Raw genomic sequence first — 17,060 nt, forward strand, 5'->3', positions numbered from 1 at the left:
TTCTAAAGGTTAGGAATCTGCCAATTGATTTCTTCACTACCTATCTTTCTAAGAAACGTATTGGTTTTAGAAAAGGGCTTACTGCCAAAAAAACCTCTGTTTGCAGAAAAGGGGCTGGGATGAGGCGCCTTGATAATATAATGATTGGGGGAAGTAATATAACTCTCCTTCTCTTGAGCATTTTTCCCCCATAAAATAAAAACAATGGGTTTTTCCCTTTCATTCAACAGTTGTATTACTCGATCCGTAAAGATTTCCCAGCCAGCACCTTTATGGGAGTTAGGTTCTCCTTTTCTAACGGTTAAAACAGCATTTAACATCAATACCCCTTGTTTTGCCCACTCAACGAGATATCCATTGTTAGGTATATAGCAGTTAGCATCCTCCTTAAGCTCTTTAAATATGTTCTGGAGAGATGGAGGTAGCGGTATTCCTGGCTTTACAGAAAAGCTTAGACCATGGGCTTGTCCCGGTCCATGGTAAGGGTCCTGACCTAGAATCACCACTTTTGTTTCATTGTAAGGGGTTAGGTGTAATGAATTGTATATATCATATTTATCAGGGTAGATTATCTTACTGTTATACTCCTCTGTAAGAAATTGTCGCAGCTTCAAATAATAAGGTTTTTCAAACTCTTCTTCCAGTAAAGGTGCCCAATCATTTTTTAAAATCTTCATATGCAAAATCCTCCTAAACATCCATATTTAATACTATTATATCTAGAAATGCAAGTATATAAAAGCCCTATCATTAGTTTTACTACTTCCAGAAGATATTATCCTCCTCTATACGATTAAGCTACTTTCGTGTTATGATAGGATTGAATAGTTACACTTTCCTGGATAAGGAGGACAATTATGGGTATTATTATTACGTTGGCAGTATCTTTTTTTCTGTTGGTTTTTAGTATTTACAAGGAAATTTTTATAGGCTATGCCTTGATTGTATGTTTTCTTCTTTTTGTTTTATTAGCCTTAAAGAGAGGCTTTGCCATAAAGAATATTCTCAAATCATCCTATGGTGGCGGAAAAAAAGTATTTCTTGTATTAAGAATCTTCCTCTTAATAGGAGCTATTACTGCTTCTTGGATGGCTTCTGGCACCGTGACTGGTATTGTGTATTACGGTATACAGCTGATGCATCCTAGATTCTTCATTTTGTATGCCTTTTTAATCTGTGTTTTTGTCTCTTTTCTATTAGGTACCTCCTTTGGCACTGTCAGTACCGTTGGGGTAGCCTTAATTGTTATGGCTAAGGGCGGAGGAGTAAATGTCAATTTAGCAGCTGGTGCTATTATCGCTGGAGCCTATTTTGGAGATAGATCCTCACCCATGTCGTCTAGCGCCAATCTAGTAGCGACCTTAACTGAAACCCAGCTTTATAGGAACATTAAAAATATGTTTAAAACAGCAGCGATTCCTTTTTCTATTGCAGTGATCCTGTATGGCCTATTATCTATTCACCAACCTCTAAATCTAGTAGAAAGCAATATGGATAGGGAGATTATCAATACTTTCATAGTAGATTGGAGAACATTGCTGCCGGCTGTGGTAATCTTGATCTTGGCTACACTTCGATTAGATGTAAAGCTATCCATGCTTTTAAGTATTATAACTGCTACAATCTTAGCAGTTGTTTTACAGCAATATAAGATTAATGAGGTTTTAGGATATATTATTTTTGGTTTTCGACTTGATACAGCTGGTTCTCTAGGAGAGATTATCAACGGAGGTGGTATCCTTTCGATGGGGAAAGCTGCTATCATTGTATTTGTTTCCAGTTCTCTATCGGGTCTTCTTGATGGAACTGGGATGTTAAAAGGCTTAGAAGGGGTGTTTTCAAAAGCAAAACCCAGATTTCACTTATTCTTTTTTACCTGTATCACTGCACTAATAACGGCTGCCTTTGGATGTAATCAGACAATATCTATTGTATTAACTACACACCTTTTAAAGAATTCCTATAGGGAAAATCATGTTGATCAGTATCAACAGGCGGTAGATATCGAGAACACCTCAGTTGTTTTAGCTCCACTTATTCCTTGGAATATAGCCTCTTTTGTTCCAACTACCACCTTAATGGTCAGTAGCACAGCATTTATTCCCTATGCATTTTATCTATATCTCATTCCTATCTTTAACTTTCTTTATCTAAGATCAAAGGAAGTAGATTTAAACCAAACTACTTCTCGAGTATGGAAGAGCCCCAACAACTAAAAGTCCTTCTGGAAATTCTTTGCACTAAATACAAATGTCCCTTTAGCTTGAATTTTTCTTTGTTCTAGCTAGAGGGACATTTATTTTTTAATCCTATAAATCTATTCAACTTGTGTTATATCAATGACCATATGCCTCTAAATAAATATTTTTGATGTCTTCCTTTGTAACTTCTTTGGGATTACCACTAGTGCACATATCTTTTAATGCTATGGTAGACATTTCCTCTAATGCATTCATGAAGATTTCCCGATCTACACCTGCTTCTTTTATAGTTGCAGGCATCTTCATAGCCATTTTCATCACTTTTATGGCCTCAATCAAACTCAATACTCCTTTTTCAATCGTTACACTAGGAAGTCCTAAATGTTCTGCCAATTGGACGTATTTGATTGCTGCTTGATTATAGTCTTTCTTGCCCTGCTCTTTGCTATTAAAAGCAATGACATAGGGCATCAATATAGCATTGCTACGGCCATGAGGAATTTTAAAAAAGCTTCCTAAGCTATGGGCCATGCTATGATTAATGCCCAGACCAGCATTAGTAAAGGCGATTCCAGCCATACAAGAGGCATTATGAAGCTTTTCTCTAGCCACCATGTTGGCCCCATCCTCATAGGCTTTCAATAAATACTGAAAAACTTGAGCTATAGATTTTTCTACTAAAGCATCAGTAAAGTCTGATGCTCCCTTAGAAACATAAGCCTCAATGCAGTGGGTTAAAATATCAATCCCTGTATCTGCTGTAATATGTGATGGTATACTTTTGGTGAACTGAGGATCTAGGATGGCTACGTCTGGCACCATTAAAGGATCAACAATAGGTATTTTCATATTTTTTTCTTTATCTGTTATGACAGAATAAGCTGTCACTTCCGAACCAGTTCCACTGGTAGTTGGTATTGCTATAAAAAAAGGTTTAGGTATTTCATGAGTATTTATCAGACCTTCTTTAATTTTGATGCAAAAATACATGATAGCCTTTGCCGCATCAATGGCAGAGCCTCCCCCTATAGCAATAAGCACTTGGGGCTTATTTTTAATAATATGATTTAATCCTTTGTAGATCACTTCAAAGGAAGGATCTGCTTCCACCTCAGAAAACACCTCATAATGTACATTGTTTCTATCAAAAATCTCCGTTAGATTATCAATCATCTTTAATTGGAGCATTGTGGGGTCTGTAACAATGCATGCCCTTTTCCCTTTAAATTTTTCTAAATATTTTATTGCATTCATCCCATGAATAATCTCTGTCATTTCTTTAAAGCTTTTCAAGAAACCACCTGCTTCTTCCAGTATAATTTCAATAAGGGCTTTGCCCGTCATTCACCGTTTTTAGCAGGAGATTGAACTCCCACTGAAAAAATTAAGTGGAACCCGCCGTATAGAGGCGGGGAACATCTTAATTTGGTTATAAGTTTTACCTCTATACACCGAAGGATAAATAGAAATAGCTTTTAGTGTTGTTTTGCTGTGTTTTCTCTGGCAGCACTCTTATTAGCAATAACTATAGCTACCATCACCGCCGTAATACCACCTACTATTTTTCCTGCCACCATTGGAAAAATCATATCTTGATTTACACCAGCAGTAAATCCAAGGTGATCTCCTAAAACAAAGGAAGCACTAACTGCAAAGGCAACATTAATGATTTTTCCACGATGATCCATATCCTTCATTAATCCAAACATAGGAATATTATTGGCTAGAGTAGCTACCATTCCTGCAGCTGCTACATCTCCTATTCCTAATAATTTTCCCAGCTTCATTAAAGGTTTATTAAATACCTTGGTTACAAAGTAAACCATTGGGAAAGCTCCTGCCAGCATAATCGCAATCTCCCCTACGATTTCGATCCCCTCTGTCACTGGAGCCATCCCAGGAATAATCACAATTCCTGTTAAGGTTTCTACAATAATAGCTGCTAATCCTATTGTAATAACCACTACAACACCCTTACCAAAAATAGTGAACCCTTTAATCATTTTCTCAGGTATTTTCCATAATCCAAGGGAAAGTAATAAGGATACCAAAATAATTGGTACTAAATTACTTAAAATCATGGAGATATCAAAGCCAGCTACCATCCCACCAACAAATGAACCAATTGGAATAGTAATCATCCCTGCCAGAACCCCTGTTGCTAAATATTTATGATCTTCTTTTTTAATAATCCCTAAGGCTACCGGGATTGTAAAAACAATGGTGGGCCCCATCATAGCGCCTAAAATCAACCCAGCAAACAATCCTGCTTCCTGACTTTGGGCCAACTGCATAGCTAGAGGATATCCCCCCATGTCGTTAGCCAATAACGTGGTTGCAAACATAGAAGGATCTGCACCTAAAAATGCATAAACCGGTACAACGATAGGCTCAAGAATTGTGGCCAGTACAGGGGCTAAGGATACAACCCCCACCATCGCAACAGCTAAAGAACCCATTGCAATGATACCCTCGTCAAATTTTTCTCCTAAGCCGTATTTGTTCCCTATGATTTTATCTAGAGCTCCTAATACCATAAAAGCCACCATAATATAAACAATAATTTCATTGATATTCATCAAATACACCTCTTCCTTTAAATTTTCAAATAAATTCCCCTAAATTTAGACATACAAGCTGTTTTCTTCTATAATAATTTTTCGAATAACTCTTTCCGTGGAGATGGAATTACAGTTTTTTCTACCAGCATGCCTTTTTCCTTACCAATGTTTGCTCCAGCTTCCACTGCTTCTTGAACAGAACTGATATCTCCACATAGGATGATAAAGGATTTACCCCCTATCGAAAGACCTAAGCGGACTTCAATAAGAGTAACTGCAGCAGTCTTTGCTGCAGCATCTGCCGCTACAATGGCTGTAGCAATATTAAAAAATTCCAACACGCCAAGGGCATTCACTTCTTGTACATTATTTGTGGCATGAATTGCCTCAATTAATTGAGGATGAATACTTGGCAGAACTAGCTGATCAACAACATAGGACCTACCAATTTCTATTCCTGTATTTATGGCGGCTTCAACAGCTGCTACGTCTCCACATATCAATATAATATACTTACCAGGACAGACAGAATGAGCCTTTAATAGCTGTACATCTGCCGCCTTAACCATGGTATCTGCTGTTTCAATTCCCTTAGCAATACTGTTTAATTCTATAAATCCTATCGTTCTTATCATTCCATCACCACCTTTTCTCCAGCCTCAATCCAAATAAAGCCATTTACTTCTTTAATCATACCCTTTATACTAGCATGGATATTGGCTCCTAAATCGCCTTCATTTACACTTGCAATCAATTGCCCTTTCTCCACCACATCTCCAACTTCTACAATAGATGTTGCTGCTTTACCAATATGCTGTCTCAGGGGTATTTTCACACTTTGAGGTTCAATAGTGATATAATCCTCATTGATCTTATCTGAATATCCAGCAAGATCTAACCTGCAAAGAAGTCTTTCAGCTGGTACTTTTCTATACTCTCGCATTTCATGTACTTCTTTTTGCATAGGCAAATTTGAATATTTTACGCCTTCTTTACGAAGAAGATTTTTAATTTCTCCATTAATGGTTTTCGGGGATAGCCCCATAGGACAAGCATAAAGCTCACATACACCGCACTCACAGCATAAAAGGGCTTCCTTTAATACTTCATACTGCTGTCTATCTATTGATAAGGTTCTCATAATTCGATGGGGTCGTAGAGGATGCCCAATTAAGTTTCTTGGACATAAATCTGTACAAAGAGAGCACTGGATACAAGCTGAACGACTTCTGTTAATCATTTGTACTAAATCTTGTTGTTTATTTTTGAAAATAACATGATTCTGTGGAAGAAGGATTACAGCCCCTGTTGTTTTTGTCACTACCGCCTCATTCAATTGGCTTTTTTCTATGACTCCCCCCATCATAGGCCCTCCTAGAATAATGTTATAATCCTCTATTGTTGCTCCGCCTGCCATTTCAATACACGCCTCAATAGAAGTACCAATGGGTGCATAAAGAACAGAAGGATTTTGAACTTCTCCTAGGATTGTAATGAATTTATCAGTAACAGATTTTTCATTGAGGGCTTCGTAAACATTTACGACTGTGCCTACATTACACACCACAACACCAACATCCTTTGGGATTCCTCCTGGGGGGATTTGTCTGTTGGTCAGCTCATATACTAATATTTGTTCATCCCCTGCAGGGTAGAAATTGTCAATTAAATGAAGCTCTGCTCTAGAATTTAGAGCTTCAATTGCCTGACTCAGTGCTCTGAATTCCCTCGTATTTTTTTTCTTCAACCCAATAATAATTTTTTTTGCTTTCATCTGTCTTGCTAAGATTTCTAGAGTTTTAATGATTTCTTTGCTCTTATGCCGTATTAAAAATTTGTCAGTTTCTAGTAAGGGTTCACACTCCACTGCATTGACCAATAGATATTCTGCCACACCATTAAATTTTATATGGGTTGGAAAACCTGCTCCACCAGCACCAACAACGCCAGCTTGAAATATTTTTTGTAAAATATCCATTTTACCTCCCCTTGCTACCTTTTATTTTATGCTTTCACTTCTACTTCATCTATGATACCTACTACTGTAGCATCTACAGCTGCTTCCTCTCTTTGAAGCGCTTTCCTTGCGGCGTTTCCCTTTACTACCAACACTTGATCTCCAATACCTGCACCTACACTGTCTACTGCCACAAAGGACCCCTTTTTTTGATTACTTTCGTAATCTATAGCCTCAATTACCAACAGCTTTAATCCATTTAATGTTTCATCTTTTCTAGTGGCCCATACATTACCGATTACTTTGCCAATAATCAATTTGATCTTCCTTCCTCACTAGATTCTAACTGCTTGTATTTTCTTCGTTCTTATATAGTCCGTTGCCATAGGCGTAATGATTGCCTTTGCTCCTATACAAATTCTGCTGTTTTCTCCACAGCCCATTTCCCTTAAACCCTTTTCAGTGATTACTTTATTGCTTATGAAAGTTTCCTCAATCTGATTCTTTTCCTCTATAGATACTTGAGGCAGTTTTATCTGTTGATTGGATTGAGAAAAAATTTCTTTTAAATCTCCTATTTTCATACCAAAACTTTGAAGCTTCTTTTCATAATTCATATATGTTTGATAAAAATGGGGATGACTGGTTTTCTCAAAATTTCGATGTTCCAGCCCTTTACTTAAAACAAAAATTTCTTTTCCATATAACAACCCTCTGATTGTTCTTTTAGAAACTTCGTCCCCTTCAATACCCATGGCAATATAAGCCAAACTGGATAAAGACAAGGCAAGTAAGACGATACAATCTACATTCTTTATCTCCTCTTCAATACATTCCTCTAAAAATACACATTCTACTCCCATTGTTTCCAACTGCTTTATATCTTGCCTGTTGACTTGTTCTCTATAAGAAAGTACTAGTGCTTTCTTTGAGGATTGAAGCTTTTCACTTGTTTCTCTTTCCTGAAGCTGTTTCATCACTTCTTCTGTTATGCTTTTAACCAATGCTTCTATCTCCATTGAATCACTTCCTCTTCTCTACAATTCATAGCGATGCCTAAGGGGGTCACCAAAAAAGGATTATGGGGTTTTTGTGTTGCAATACCTATCTCTTTTTCAACTACATCTTCAAAACCTTCTAAACAACAGGTTCCCCCCACTAAATAGATCCTATCTACATCAAAATCAGCTATATGGGTTTCAATAATAGATGCCATTTTTTGAATGACAGGCCTGACGACGGCTAGTACTTCTTTTTTCTGTGCAGGATCTTTTTTAATGTTTTCTGCTTCTTCAAACTTTACACGATAGTTACCGGCTAGTACTAAGCTCAGATGCGTACCTCCTGTGGCCTCATCAGCAGTGTAAATTACCTCACCGTTTTTTATAATAGATAAGCCGGTAGTGCCTCCACCAATATCAACAATTACCCCATTGTTTACTTGCAGGACAGCATTAGCAGCAGTAGGCTCATCCAAGATGGATATCACCTCTAATCCCGCTCCTTCTACCACATAACGATGGGTTTGGCTATCCTTTGCTCCAGTCCCTGGAGGGACAGCAATAGCTGCTCTTAGTAAGGACTGTCCAAGTCGTTGTTCTAGTTTTTCCTTAAGTCTCCGTACAATTTGGGTAGCACCTATATAGTCCACCACCAAACCATCCTTTACTACTTGAGCAAACTCCATTTCACAGGCAATTGGATTGTTTTTTTGATCTAATACCACCATGACCACATAAGCTGTTCCTAAATCAACCCCTATCAGGAGTTCACTCTTAGGATCAAAAGGAAAGGTTTCATAAATAGATTTTTCAACTTGACTAACTATATGATCTACCTGTGTGAAATCCACTTTTAAATCCTCCTGTTATCTTCAATAAGGGCTTTGCCCGTCATTTAACGTTTTCAGTGGGAGATTGAACTCCCACTGAAAAATTAAGTGGAACCCGCCGCCTATAGAGGCGGGGAACATCTTAATTTAGTTATAATTTCCCCAACAGTTCCTGTTTGATAGGCAGCAGCGTTGCCTTCATCATGATCAATATGCATACTAAGTTTATATTTTTCACTAACTCTTACTAAAACCTCTTCTAAAATAACAGGTCGTTGGCTTTTAATTCTTACCTTAACATGCTGTCCATCCTTTACATGTAAAGCTTCAGCCTCTTTGGGAGTCATATGAATATGTCTCTTTGCGATAATTACCCCTTGGTCTAAATTAATAGCCCTAACCCCCGCAGCAATAATAAGGCCTTCTGTATTTTCTAAAGCACCAGATTCTCTAATAGGAGGGTTAACACCTAACGTTCTAGCATCTGTATAGGATATTTCTACCTGCGTATCCCTTCTAGCTGGCCCTAGGATTGCTACATTACTAATGACTCCCTTAGGTCCCATTAATGTTACTCTTTTATCGTATACAAACTGGCCAGGCTGAGATAATTCCTTCAAAACCTTCAATTGATCCTCACTATCAAATAGAAACTCCATATGTTCTTTACTTAAATGAATATGTCTGGCAGAAACCTCTACTGGAATTTCTATTGAATTCTCCTGACATCCTTCAATATTCTCCATGACCTTTTCTACTATTTGTTTAATGAGCTCTTCCTTCACTTTTAACTTCTGCACCCCCTATTTGTAGTACCACCTTGCCATCGGCACATCATGATATATAGACAGCTGCTTAATCGGTTGAGGGCTTGAATGATATCTAGTCTTTCTATTGCACCATTACTGCCAGTAAAGGCTTTTATCCCAACGATTTCCATTTCCCTGGCAGCACTTCTTAAAGAATTTAATTTTATTAATATTGCTCCCATAGAATACTCTGGCAAAAAATGCTTTACCCCAAAAAACTTTTCTGGATTATGTGACATTTTTCTCAATTGTCCCTCATCTAATCCTAATATTTTGTAATGGTTAAAAGGTTCCTCTAATACTTCTGCCCTTAAAAGATTTCTGACAAAGGTGAGAACTTCTGTTAAATCTTCTAAAAGTTTTTTCTCTTTTCGATGATCTAAAAATACTTGCATCTCTAAGATTTGAGCCTGAAAGCTATCCAACTTCCCTCTTAATTGAATTCTAGGATGATCCTTGTTAACTAGGAAGTTTCCATAAAGCTGTGTCATATGCTCAGGCTTACTCTCAAAAAGCCCTCCGCTATAATAACACTTATATTTAGGCTCTACTGGATTTTTCTCATCTTCTTTTATTTCCACAGACTCTCTTGATACTGTATTTGATTTTTCTATATCTTCTTTTTCAAATATTAACTCTATCTTCTTTTCCTTTAAGTATTGCTTTGCTGAGGGTGTAATTAGCACTTGAGAATTAACTGAGTAGGTTTTCGGAAACTTGTTTTTAAACTCCGAACGAAGCCCCGTTTCTGTCAAAACCTTCATAGGATCCCTCCCTTTTATCAATTAACCCTCCCAGATCAAATATTGATCCAGGAGGGAGATTTTATTTATTCTTTTATTTGTGGAAGGATGATTTCTACTTCACCATGAGGTCTTGGAATAACATGTACAGATACTAATTCTCCAACTCTTTCTGCTGCAGCTGCTCCAGCATCAGTTGCAGCTTTAACTGCTCCAACATCTCCTCTTACCATTACTGTTACTAATCCGCCACCAACATGTTCTTTACCTAATAGTGTTACATTTGCAGCCTTTACCATTGCATCTGCTGCCTCAATTGCACCTACTAATCCTTTTGTTTCAATCATTCCTAATGCGTTTAAAGTTGCCATTTAAAATTCCTCCTTAAATTAATTAAATTTATTTTTTAAGCTTTCCATTACCAATCGAGTAATTGTTTCAATGTCTATATTACTTAATTCTGCTGTCTCTCCAGTTCTTTTACAGTCATCTATTCCATAGGCCATTCTTCTAATATTGATCAGATGCATGGGCCCTACATTGTCAGATGTAGCACTTCCGCCAATAGCTCCACACCCTAAAGTAAAGGATGGTGCAAGGTTTGTAGTAAGCCCAATAGCTCCTTGGGTTGATGGTGTATTTACTAAAAATCTAGAAACCGGCTTTTTTAGGGCAAACTCTCTAATAATCGCTTCATCCTGAGAATGAATGGCTAAGGTATGTCCCAATCCACCATTCTCCAATAGAGCATAGCAAAGCTCACAAGCTTCTTGCCAATCTTCAACCGTATAAAATGCTAGGAGGGCAGTGAGCTTTTCCTTAGAAAAAGGAGCATTTTTTCCAACATTTTTTTCTTCGCAAAGAAGTATTTTGACCTCCTGGGGAATTTCAATCCCGGCCATTCTAGCAATGTCCTGAGCAGATTTCCCTACAATTCTAGGGTTCATTCCTCCTGTTACCGTCTCCATAATTGCTGTCACCTTCTCTAGCTGCTCTCCAACTAAAAAGTAACCACCTTGGTATTTTATTTCTTCCTTCACTTTTTCAGCAATACATCTCTCTGTCACAATAGCCTGCTCTGATGCACAAACGGTTCCATGATCAAAGGTTTTACTTGAAACTATCTTTTCTATTGCTTCTTTTATGTTAGCACTTCTTTCAATAAATGCAGGAACATTACCAGGACCAACCCCTAGAGCTGGTGTTCCTGAACTATAGGCTGCCTTCACCATGGCAGATCCTCCAGTGGCTAAAATCAAGTCTATTCCTTTGTGTTTCATAAGCTCACTGGTTCCCTCCATGGTGGGCTGAGTCATACAATGGATTAGTCCTTCTGGTGCCCCTGCCTCCACAGCTGCTTTATTTAAAATTTCTACTGTTTTTAAAATACTCTTTAATGCACTTGGATGAGGACTAAAAATAATGGCATTCCCAGCTTTTAGAGCAATTAATGTTTTATAGATTACAGTAGATGTTGGATTGGTAGAAGGAATTAAAGCAGCAATCGTACCAACTGGCGTTCCAATTTCCACAATCTTTTTTTCCTCGTCCTCATGAATGATTCCAATTGTTTTCATGCCTTTAATATGATTGTATACACCCTCACTGGCAATTTGATTTTTTACTTTTTTATCTTGCCACTTACCAAATCCTGTTTCTTCAGAGGCAAGTTGTCCAAGAAATTCTGCCTGTGGATAGGTGGCGTCCTTCATAGCATAGACGATTTTATCAATAGTTTCTTGACTAAATTTAGCAAATTTCTTCTGGGCTTCATTAGCTTTTGATACCATATGTCTTACCTCTTGAATGGATACTAAATCTTTATCCTGTAGCTCCACTTATTCCACCTCCATTTTTGTGTAATTTAATATAGCCTGTACTAGTTCTGATTTATTAGCAAACTTGATTTTTTTTGTTTCCATCGAAAAGCCTGCCAATCCCCTAGCGATTTTTCTAAGCTCTACTACCTTCATTCTATGGAGATCTTTTTTCGATGTAATTCTGATCTCTTTTCCATTATGCTCAATCACTAGAGCCTTAGTTTTACTTTGTACCAGCTCTTTTTGATCTTTTGGCACTTCTAGGATTTCTTGTGCTTCTTCTATTTCTTCTACTTTATCAGCTGCTTCCGCTAAATTGCTAGAAGGGGATTCTTCTATTGTCTGTTGACCGTTGTCTTCATCCGCCTCAAAGAAAAGCTTTAGTTGAAGATCAGACCTCGGTATTACATGTTGAGAAACAACATAACCTACTGTTTCTGCAGCAGTACCCCCAGCTTCAATTGCCGCCTGAACAGCCGCCACATCTCCTTCTACCATGATGGTCACCAAACCACCTCCAGTAATCTGAAGATCCTTTAGCGTAACATTTGCTGTTTTCAAGGCAGTATCCAAAGCTACAATTGCTGGAATATAGCCATAGGTCTCTAATAGTCCCAGTGTATTATACCTCATAATTAACTCAACTCACTTTAGTATTTTGTAGGGTTATCTGCCACGAACTTCACAGCTTCGGCAAAAGCATCACATGCAGCTTTACATGCCGACTGACTTCCAGTTAATAATCCACCGCCAAAGTTGGTTTCAGTTGGAGGACCATAGAAGCATACCATTTGTACATCAGCAGCTTTCATAGCAGCATCTAAGGCATACATTGCCTCTAGAGGGGGCGCTATTACATAAGCTAAAGCTTCTCCTTCTTTAACTCCTGCCATTTCTGATAAATAGGATCCTGTTCTAGAGATGCAATGGGCATAATAAGCTATGGAATCATCATCATTTGCACTATAAAAACAAGCATCATTTTCGATAAAATCAGCTACTGCATCAAGCCCACTTCTTACTTCTGCTGGATTCGGTCCAGAAATAATACCAATTACCTCTCCCGCCAGCTTCGTATTGGCATTAGCAGTTCCACCATAAAAGGACTTTGCATACGCTACTCTAACATCCGCTTTTTTTGTAGCCTCATCTAGGGCTGTGTAGGTCACGTCATCACTATCAGCAGTAACAATTCCAATACTTCTATATCCCTCCTCTAACTTCAGTTCCTTTGCCATATCAAGGCTCACATTAGGAATGATTTTTGCACTTAGGACAGAAGCACGCAATGCATCATTTTTCATGTTTTTCACTCCATTTCTATTATTTATAACTTAAGATCTAAACCACTTGCTTTTTGCTCTATCATTTCCTTAACAATTTGAGCTATATGCGCACCTGCTTCTGTAGCAGAGGTACCACCCTTATGGATGTTAGATATAACTGTTCTCCTAGATTCAGGCATACCTACCTTTCCACGATAAGCCATGTAGCAGCTCATACTTTCTCCCGTAGCTAATCCTGGTCTTTCGCCAATCAGTACCACTGTTACTTCGGCATCAAGAACTTCTGAAATAACGTCCATAGCTGGCACCCTACCATGTTTCACGAAAAATGGTGTTCCTATCTTCAATCCATAGTTTTTCAATCCCTGCATAATGGAGGGTAAAATATCCTTAATATTAGCCTCAATAGCAGTTGAACTCAAACCATCAGAGACATAAATTTGTACTTGAGGACTTTTTATACATTTTTCTTTTATTCTCTCAATACTTTCTTCACTAAATTTTCTGCCTAAATCAGGTCTTGTCATATATTCATCCTTATCATGACATAAGGTATTTACTGAAAACAAGCCCATTTCCTCTAGCAATTCTTCTGAAACATAAGTGAAAACAGCATCCATAGCAACAGCATGATCAGCTCTGAATCTCAACAATGTATCTGTAAGATAACGAGGTCCTGTCCGCCAAATTCCAACTCTAGCAGGCGTACTTTCCTTAAGTTGTAAATAGGCTTCTTTGTTCTCTGGATTAGATACTGTAAAATAATCTTGTATTTTAATCTCTGTTAAATCCTTTAACTTCTCATCATCCATACATCCTCTTGGTTGTGAATTTGTGTCTGTTTCTGTAAAATAATTTTCTTCGTCACTTTGCTTTTTATCCATGACCATTTTCTCTACAATTTGCTGAACCATATCTTTGATTACCTGTTCTGAAATCAATCCAATGCCCTCCTTTTTCTTTTTTCTCTATTTATTTTAAAAAAATCGATGCATCTCCAGCTCTTTTTGATAACCTGCCATTTTCATAAATTCCCATTTTTTCTAACCACTTTTGAAATTCAGGGATTGGTGTTAAATTCAATAATTCTCTTAAGGTAGCAGCGTCATGGAAGCTTGAGCTTTGGTAGTTAAGCATAATGTCATCTCCTGCAGGCGTTCCAATTAAGAAATTGCATCCAGCGCTAGCTAGTAGAATACTTAAGTTTTCAATATCATTTTGGTCAGCCTTCATATGATTGGTATAGCATACATCTACCCCCATTGGAATGCCCGATAGCTTACCCATAAAATGATCCTCAAGCCCTGCTCTAATTACCTGTTTGCTATTATACAAATATTCAGGTCCAATAAATCCAACAACAGTATTTACCAGGAATGGGCTGTATTTTTTAGCTAATCCATAGCACCTAGCTTCTAAAGTGACTTGATCAACACCCATGTGAGCATCCGAAGAAAGCTCAGAGCCTTGCCCTGTTTCAAAATACATAACATTTGGTCCAGTAGAAGTTCCTTCCTTTAATACAAGTTCTCTAGCTTCAGATAAAATTCTATCATTTACACCAAAGGCTTCATTTCCTTTCTCTGTTCCTGCTATACTTTGGAAGATCAAGTCTGAAGGTGCCCCTTGTCTAATAGCCTCCATTTGTGTTGTTACATGGGCCAGTACACAAATTTGTGTTGGAATCTGCCATTTTTGCTTTACTTCTTCAAATAATTTTAATACATTTTTCACGCTATTCACTGTGTCACTTACAGGATTTAAACCCAATACCGCATCCCCTGCCCCATAACTTAAACCTTCAAAAAGAGATACTTTGATGCCTTCTATATTATCAGTTGTATGATTAGGCTGAAGTCTATAAGCTAAGGTTTCTGCTTGTCCAATAGTAGTGTTACAGTGGGCAGTAACAACGATTTTTTTTGCTCCATATACCAAGTCTAGATTAGACATGAGCTTAGCAACCGCTGCCACCATCTCGCTAGTTAGTCCTCTGCTGATTCTTCTAATATCGCTGCCGGTGGTTTCACTGTTTAAAATCCATTCTCTTAGTTCAGAGACTGTCCAGTTTTGAATCTCACTGTAGATTTTTTCATTGACCCCATCTTGAATAATTCTTGTTACCTCATCTGTTTCATAAGGTACAGCTGGATTGTTTCTTATGTCCTTTAGTGTTAGATTACTTAATACTTCCTTCGCTGCCACCATTTCTGTGATGGAGGTTGCTGCCAGTCCAGCCAGTTTGTCTCCTGATCTTTCCTCATTGGCCTTGGCCATCACTTCATTTAAGCTTTTGAATTGATAAACTGTCCCAAATAATTTTGTTTTTAATATCATGTCCTATCTCCCTTCTATCTCAATAATTAAATACCAAGGTTTTTATAATAACAGGTACTACCTTCCCATTGGCTAAAGGCTTGCCAATGTCAATATAATCCCCATTATCCACTTTGATGGAGTCAATACAAATTACATCTCTTTTACTAACCAAGTGAGCATGGATTCCCTGCCCTAATATCTTAGCCATATCATTTTCAACCACAATAATGAGGGGTTCCCCATCTCTTAATTTCTCTTCTACTCCTCTAATAATGGCTTTTGCTAATTGTTGTATTTGCTGAAAACTTGGATTCTTAAGTCCCTTCATGGCCAAAGCTACCAACTGCTGATCATTCTCTAGTCGAAACCAATCTAATCTTTCAGCAATTTTACAGCTTAACTGATCACTCACAAGTTCTTCATCTTCTGGATTTACCCGTAGAATGGGAATGTTTTTTATAGGTAAGATTGATGATTCAATCGTAATAGTGCTCCCACTGATCTCCGTTGTATGGGTTCCTGCCCCTACAACAGTTGCTCCAATAGTCTCACTAGCTTGTATCACCTTGGAGCTTTCTAACCAAGAGGAGGATCCAATGGATTTCCCAAGAAGGATACCGATGTCACCATATTTAAATAGAGATGCACTACTCTTGTTAAACATGTAATCTGCTACGCCTCCAGAAAAGGAAATATAATCAATCTTCTGTTTCCATTTTAAAGGTGTTCCAGTTAACATTTCTTGGAGTAAAGTTGTCTGGGGAATCATCCCTAAACTCTCAGCTAAGATATCTCCCATTCTTTTACATAGACCTTCTACCTCATCTACTGATAATCTCTTGCCTACTTGAATATCAACGCCTATGTCTTTAGCTAAAATTTTAATTTTATTAGAAGCATAGGCCACCTTCAATTGATCATCTTCAAACTTGATCAACCGACCCCCAATATCAAGACAAGCAGTGTCAACAACTTCCCCATTTTTGAAGATAGCTATGTTGGTTGTTCCTCCGCCAATATCCAAGTTAACGACGGTGCAGCTTCTTTCTTTTGAAAATTTTGCAGCCCCCGCGCCTTTACCTGCAATAATACCTTCTAAATCTGGCCCTGCGGTAGCTACAACGAAGTCACCTGCTAAACCACTAAGGGTGTTAATGATTTCGTTGGCATTTTCCTTTCTCGCAGTCTCTCCAGTTATAATTACTGCCCCTGTATCAATTCTTTCAAAGGGAATCTCTGCTTTTCTATATTCTAATTCGATAATTTTCCGGATAGCCTCTCCATCGATTTGTGTTTCTGATAATAAAGGTGTAAAATGTATGTCGCTTCTATAGACAACTTCTTTATCAATAATTTGTATCCTTGGAATGGCCATTATGGAAGCTGTATTTTCGATGATAAGTTTACTAAATACTAACTGAGTTGTTGAAGTACCAATGTCAATTCCTACACTAAAAATATTTTCTCTCAAAGCTTCCCCTCCTTCCTCTATAAAGACAATGGGGCCAAGGATCTATATATTGTATAGATTCT

At 37.8% G+C, this 17,060-nt stretch carries 18 protein-coding genes; 1 reads left to right on the forward strand and 17 read right to left on the reverse strand.

Features of this window, described 5'->3' with window-relative positions; translation table 11 throughout:
- Positions 1–2 precede the first annotated feature (2 nt).
- On the reverse strand, positions 3–677 hold the full coding sequence (locus CHB72_RS05980) for a uracil-DNA glycosylase (protein WP_089281957.1): 675 nt from the start codon (positions 675–677) through the stop codon (positions 3–5).
- A gap of 180 nt (positions 678–857) precedes the next feature.
- On the opposite strand from CHB72_RS05980, the gene CHB72_RS05985 reads away from it, so the two are divergent.
- Entirely contained in the window at positions 858–2,216 is a 1,359-nt protein-coding gene (locus tag CHB72_RS05985) for a Na+/H+ antiporter NhaC family protein (RefSeq protein ID WP_089281958.1), read from the forward strand.
- Between the two features lie 120 nt (positions 2,217–2,336).
- Here CHB72_RS05985 and CHB72_RS05990 read toward each other — a convergent pair whose 3' ends face one another.
- The 16 genes from CHB72_RS05990 to eutA form a co-directional block, all read right to left on the reverse strand.
- Positions 2,337–3,494 carry a 1-propanol dehydrogenase PduQ gene (locus CHB72_RS05990; RefSeq protein WP_176431230.1) on the reverse strand — a complete coding sequence of 386 codons (1,158 nt, stop codon included), beginning with the start codon at positions 3,492–3,494 and terminating at the stop codon, positions 2,337–2,339.
- 182 nt (positions 3,495–3,676) lie between these two features.
- Complete coding sequence (gene eutH, locus CHB72_RS05995) at positions 3,677–4,780, reverse strand: ethanolamine utilization protein EutH (RefSeq protein WP_089281959.1); 1,104 nt, start codon at positions 4,778–4,780, stop codon at positions 3,677–3,679.
- A gap of 68 nt (positions 4,781–4,848) precedes the next feature.
- Positions 4,849–5,397 carry a BMC domain-containing protein gene (locus CHB72_RS06000; RefSeq protein WP_089281960.1) on the reverse strand — a complete coding sequence of 183 codons (549 nt, stop codon included), beginning with the start codon at positions 5,395–5,397 and terminating at the stop codon, positions 4,849–4,851.
- Entirely contained in the window at positions 5,394–6,740 is a 1,347-nt protein-coding gene (locus tag CHB72_RS06005; RefSeq protein ID WP_089281961.1) for a 4Fe-4S dicluster domain-containing protein, read from the reverse strand. Before CHB72_RS06005 ends, CHB72_RS06000 begins: the two co-directional genes overlap by 4 nt.
- A 26-nt stretch (positions 6,741–6,766) precedes the next feature.
- Positions 6,767–7,036 (reverse strand): EutN/CcmL family microcompartment protein, encoded by a 270-nt coding sequence (locus CHB72_RS06010; protein ID WP_089281962.1) that lies wholly within the window; start codon positions 7,034–7,036, stop codon positions 6,767–6,769.
- Positions 7,037–7,054: 18 nt separating this feature from the next.
- Positions 7,055–7,738: a hypothetical protein gene (locus CHB72_RS06015; RefSeq protein ID WP_089281963.1), complete on the reverse strand. Its 684-nt coding sequence runs from the start codon at positions 7,736–7,738 to the stop codon at positions 7,055–7,057.
- Positions 7,729–8,571, reverse strand: a complete 843-nt coding sequence (gene eutJ, locus CHB72_RS06020) for an ethanolamine utilization protein EutJ (protein WP_089281964.1) — start codon at positions 8,569–8,571, stop codon at positions 7,729–7,731. The genes CHB72_RS06015 and eutJ overlap by 10 nt, the downstream gene beginning before the upstream one ends.
- Before the next feature lie 101 nt (positions 8,572–8,672).
- A complete protein-coding gene (gene pduL / locus CHB72_RS06025) occupies positions 8,673–9,335 on the reverse strand; it encodes a phosphate propanoyltransferase (RefSeq protein ID WP_089281965.1) in 663 nt (220 codons plus the stop codon).
- A 2-nt stretch (positions 9,336–9,337) separates the two neighbouring features.
- A complete protein-coding gene (locus CHB72_RS06030) occupies positions 9,338–10,123 on the reverse strand; it encodes a cobalamin adenosyltransferase (RefSeq protein ID WP_089281966.1) in 786 nt (261 codons plus the stop codon).
- Between the two features lie 65 nt (positions 10,124–10,188).
- Positions 10,189–10,473: an ethanolamine utilization microcompartment protein EutM gene (eutM, locus tag CHB72_RS06035; protein ID WP_089281967.1), complete on the reverse strand. Its 285-nt coding sequence runs from the start codon at positions 10,471–10,473 to the stop codon at positions 10,189–10,191.
- 18 nt (positions 10,474–10,491) lie between these two features.
- Positions 10,492–11,940: an acetaldehyde dehydrogenase (acetylating) gene (locus tag CHB72_RS06040; protein WP_089281968.1), complete on the reverse strand. Its 1,449-nt coding sequence runs from the start codon at positions 11,938–11,940 to the stop codon at positions 10,492–10,494.
- Positions 11,941–12,555, reverse strand: coding sequence for a BMC domain-containing protein (locus CHB72_RS27700; protein WP_089281969.1), 615 nt, complete (start codon positions 12,553–12,555; stop codon positions 11,941–11,943).
- A gap of 17 nt (positions 12,556–12,572) precedes the next feature.
- Positions 12,573–13,226, reverse strand: a complete 654-nt coding sequence (eutL, locus tag CHB72_RS06050) for an ethanolamine utilization microcompartment protein EutL (RefSeq protein WP_089281970.1) — start codon at positions 13,224–13,226, stop codon at positions 12,573–12,575.
- A gap of 23 nt (positions 13,227–13,249) precedes the next feature.
- Positions 13,250–14,149, reverse strand: a complete 900-nt coding sequence (gene eutC, locus CHB72_RS06055) for an ethanolamine ammonia-lyase subunit EutC (RefSeq protein WP_330396985.1) — start codon at positions 14,147–14,149, stop codon at positions 13,250–13,252.
- Positions 14,150–14,180: 31 nt separating this feature from the next.
- Entirely contained in the window at positions 14,181–15,545 is a 1,365-nt protein-coding gene (locus CHB72_RS06060; RefSeq protein WP_089281971.1) for an ethanolamine ammonia-lyase subunit EutB, read from the reverse strand.
- A 19-nt stretch (positions 15,546–15,564) separates the two neighbouring features.
- Positions 15,565–16,998, reverse strand: a complete 1,434-nt coding sequence (gene eutA / locus CHB72_RS06065; RefSeq protein ID WP_089281972.1) for an ethanolamine ammonia-lyase reactivating factor EutA — start codon at positions 16,996–16,998, stop codon at positions 15,565–15,567.
- Between the last annotated feature and the right edge of the window lie 62 nt (positions 16,999–17,060).

It is taken from the genome of Anaerovirgula multivorans (assembly GCF_900188145.1).
Classification (GTDB): domain Bacteria; phylum Bacillota; class Clostridia; order Peptostreptococcales; family Natronincolaceae; genus Anaerovirgula; species Anaerovirgula multivorans.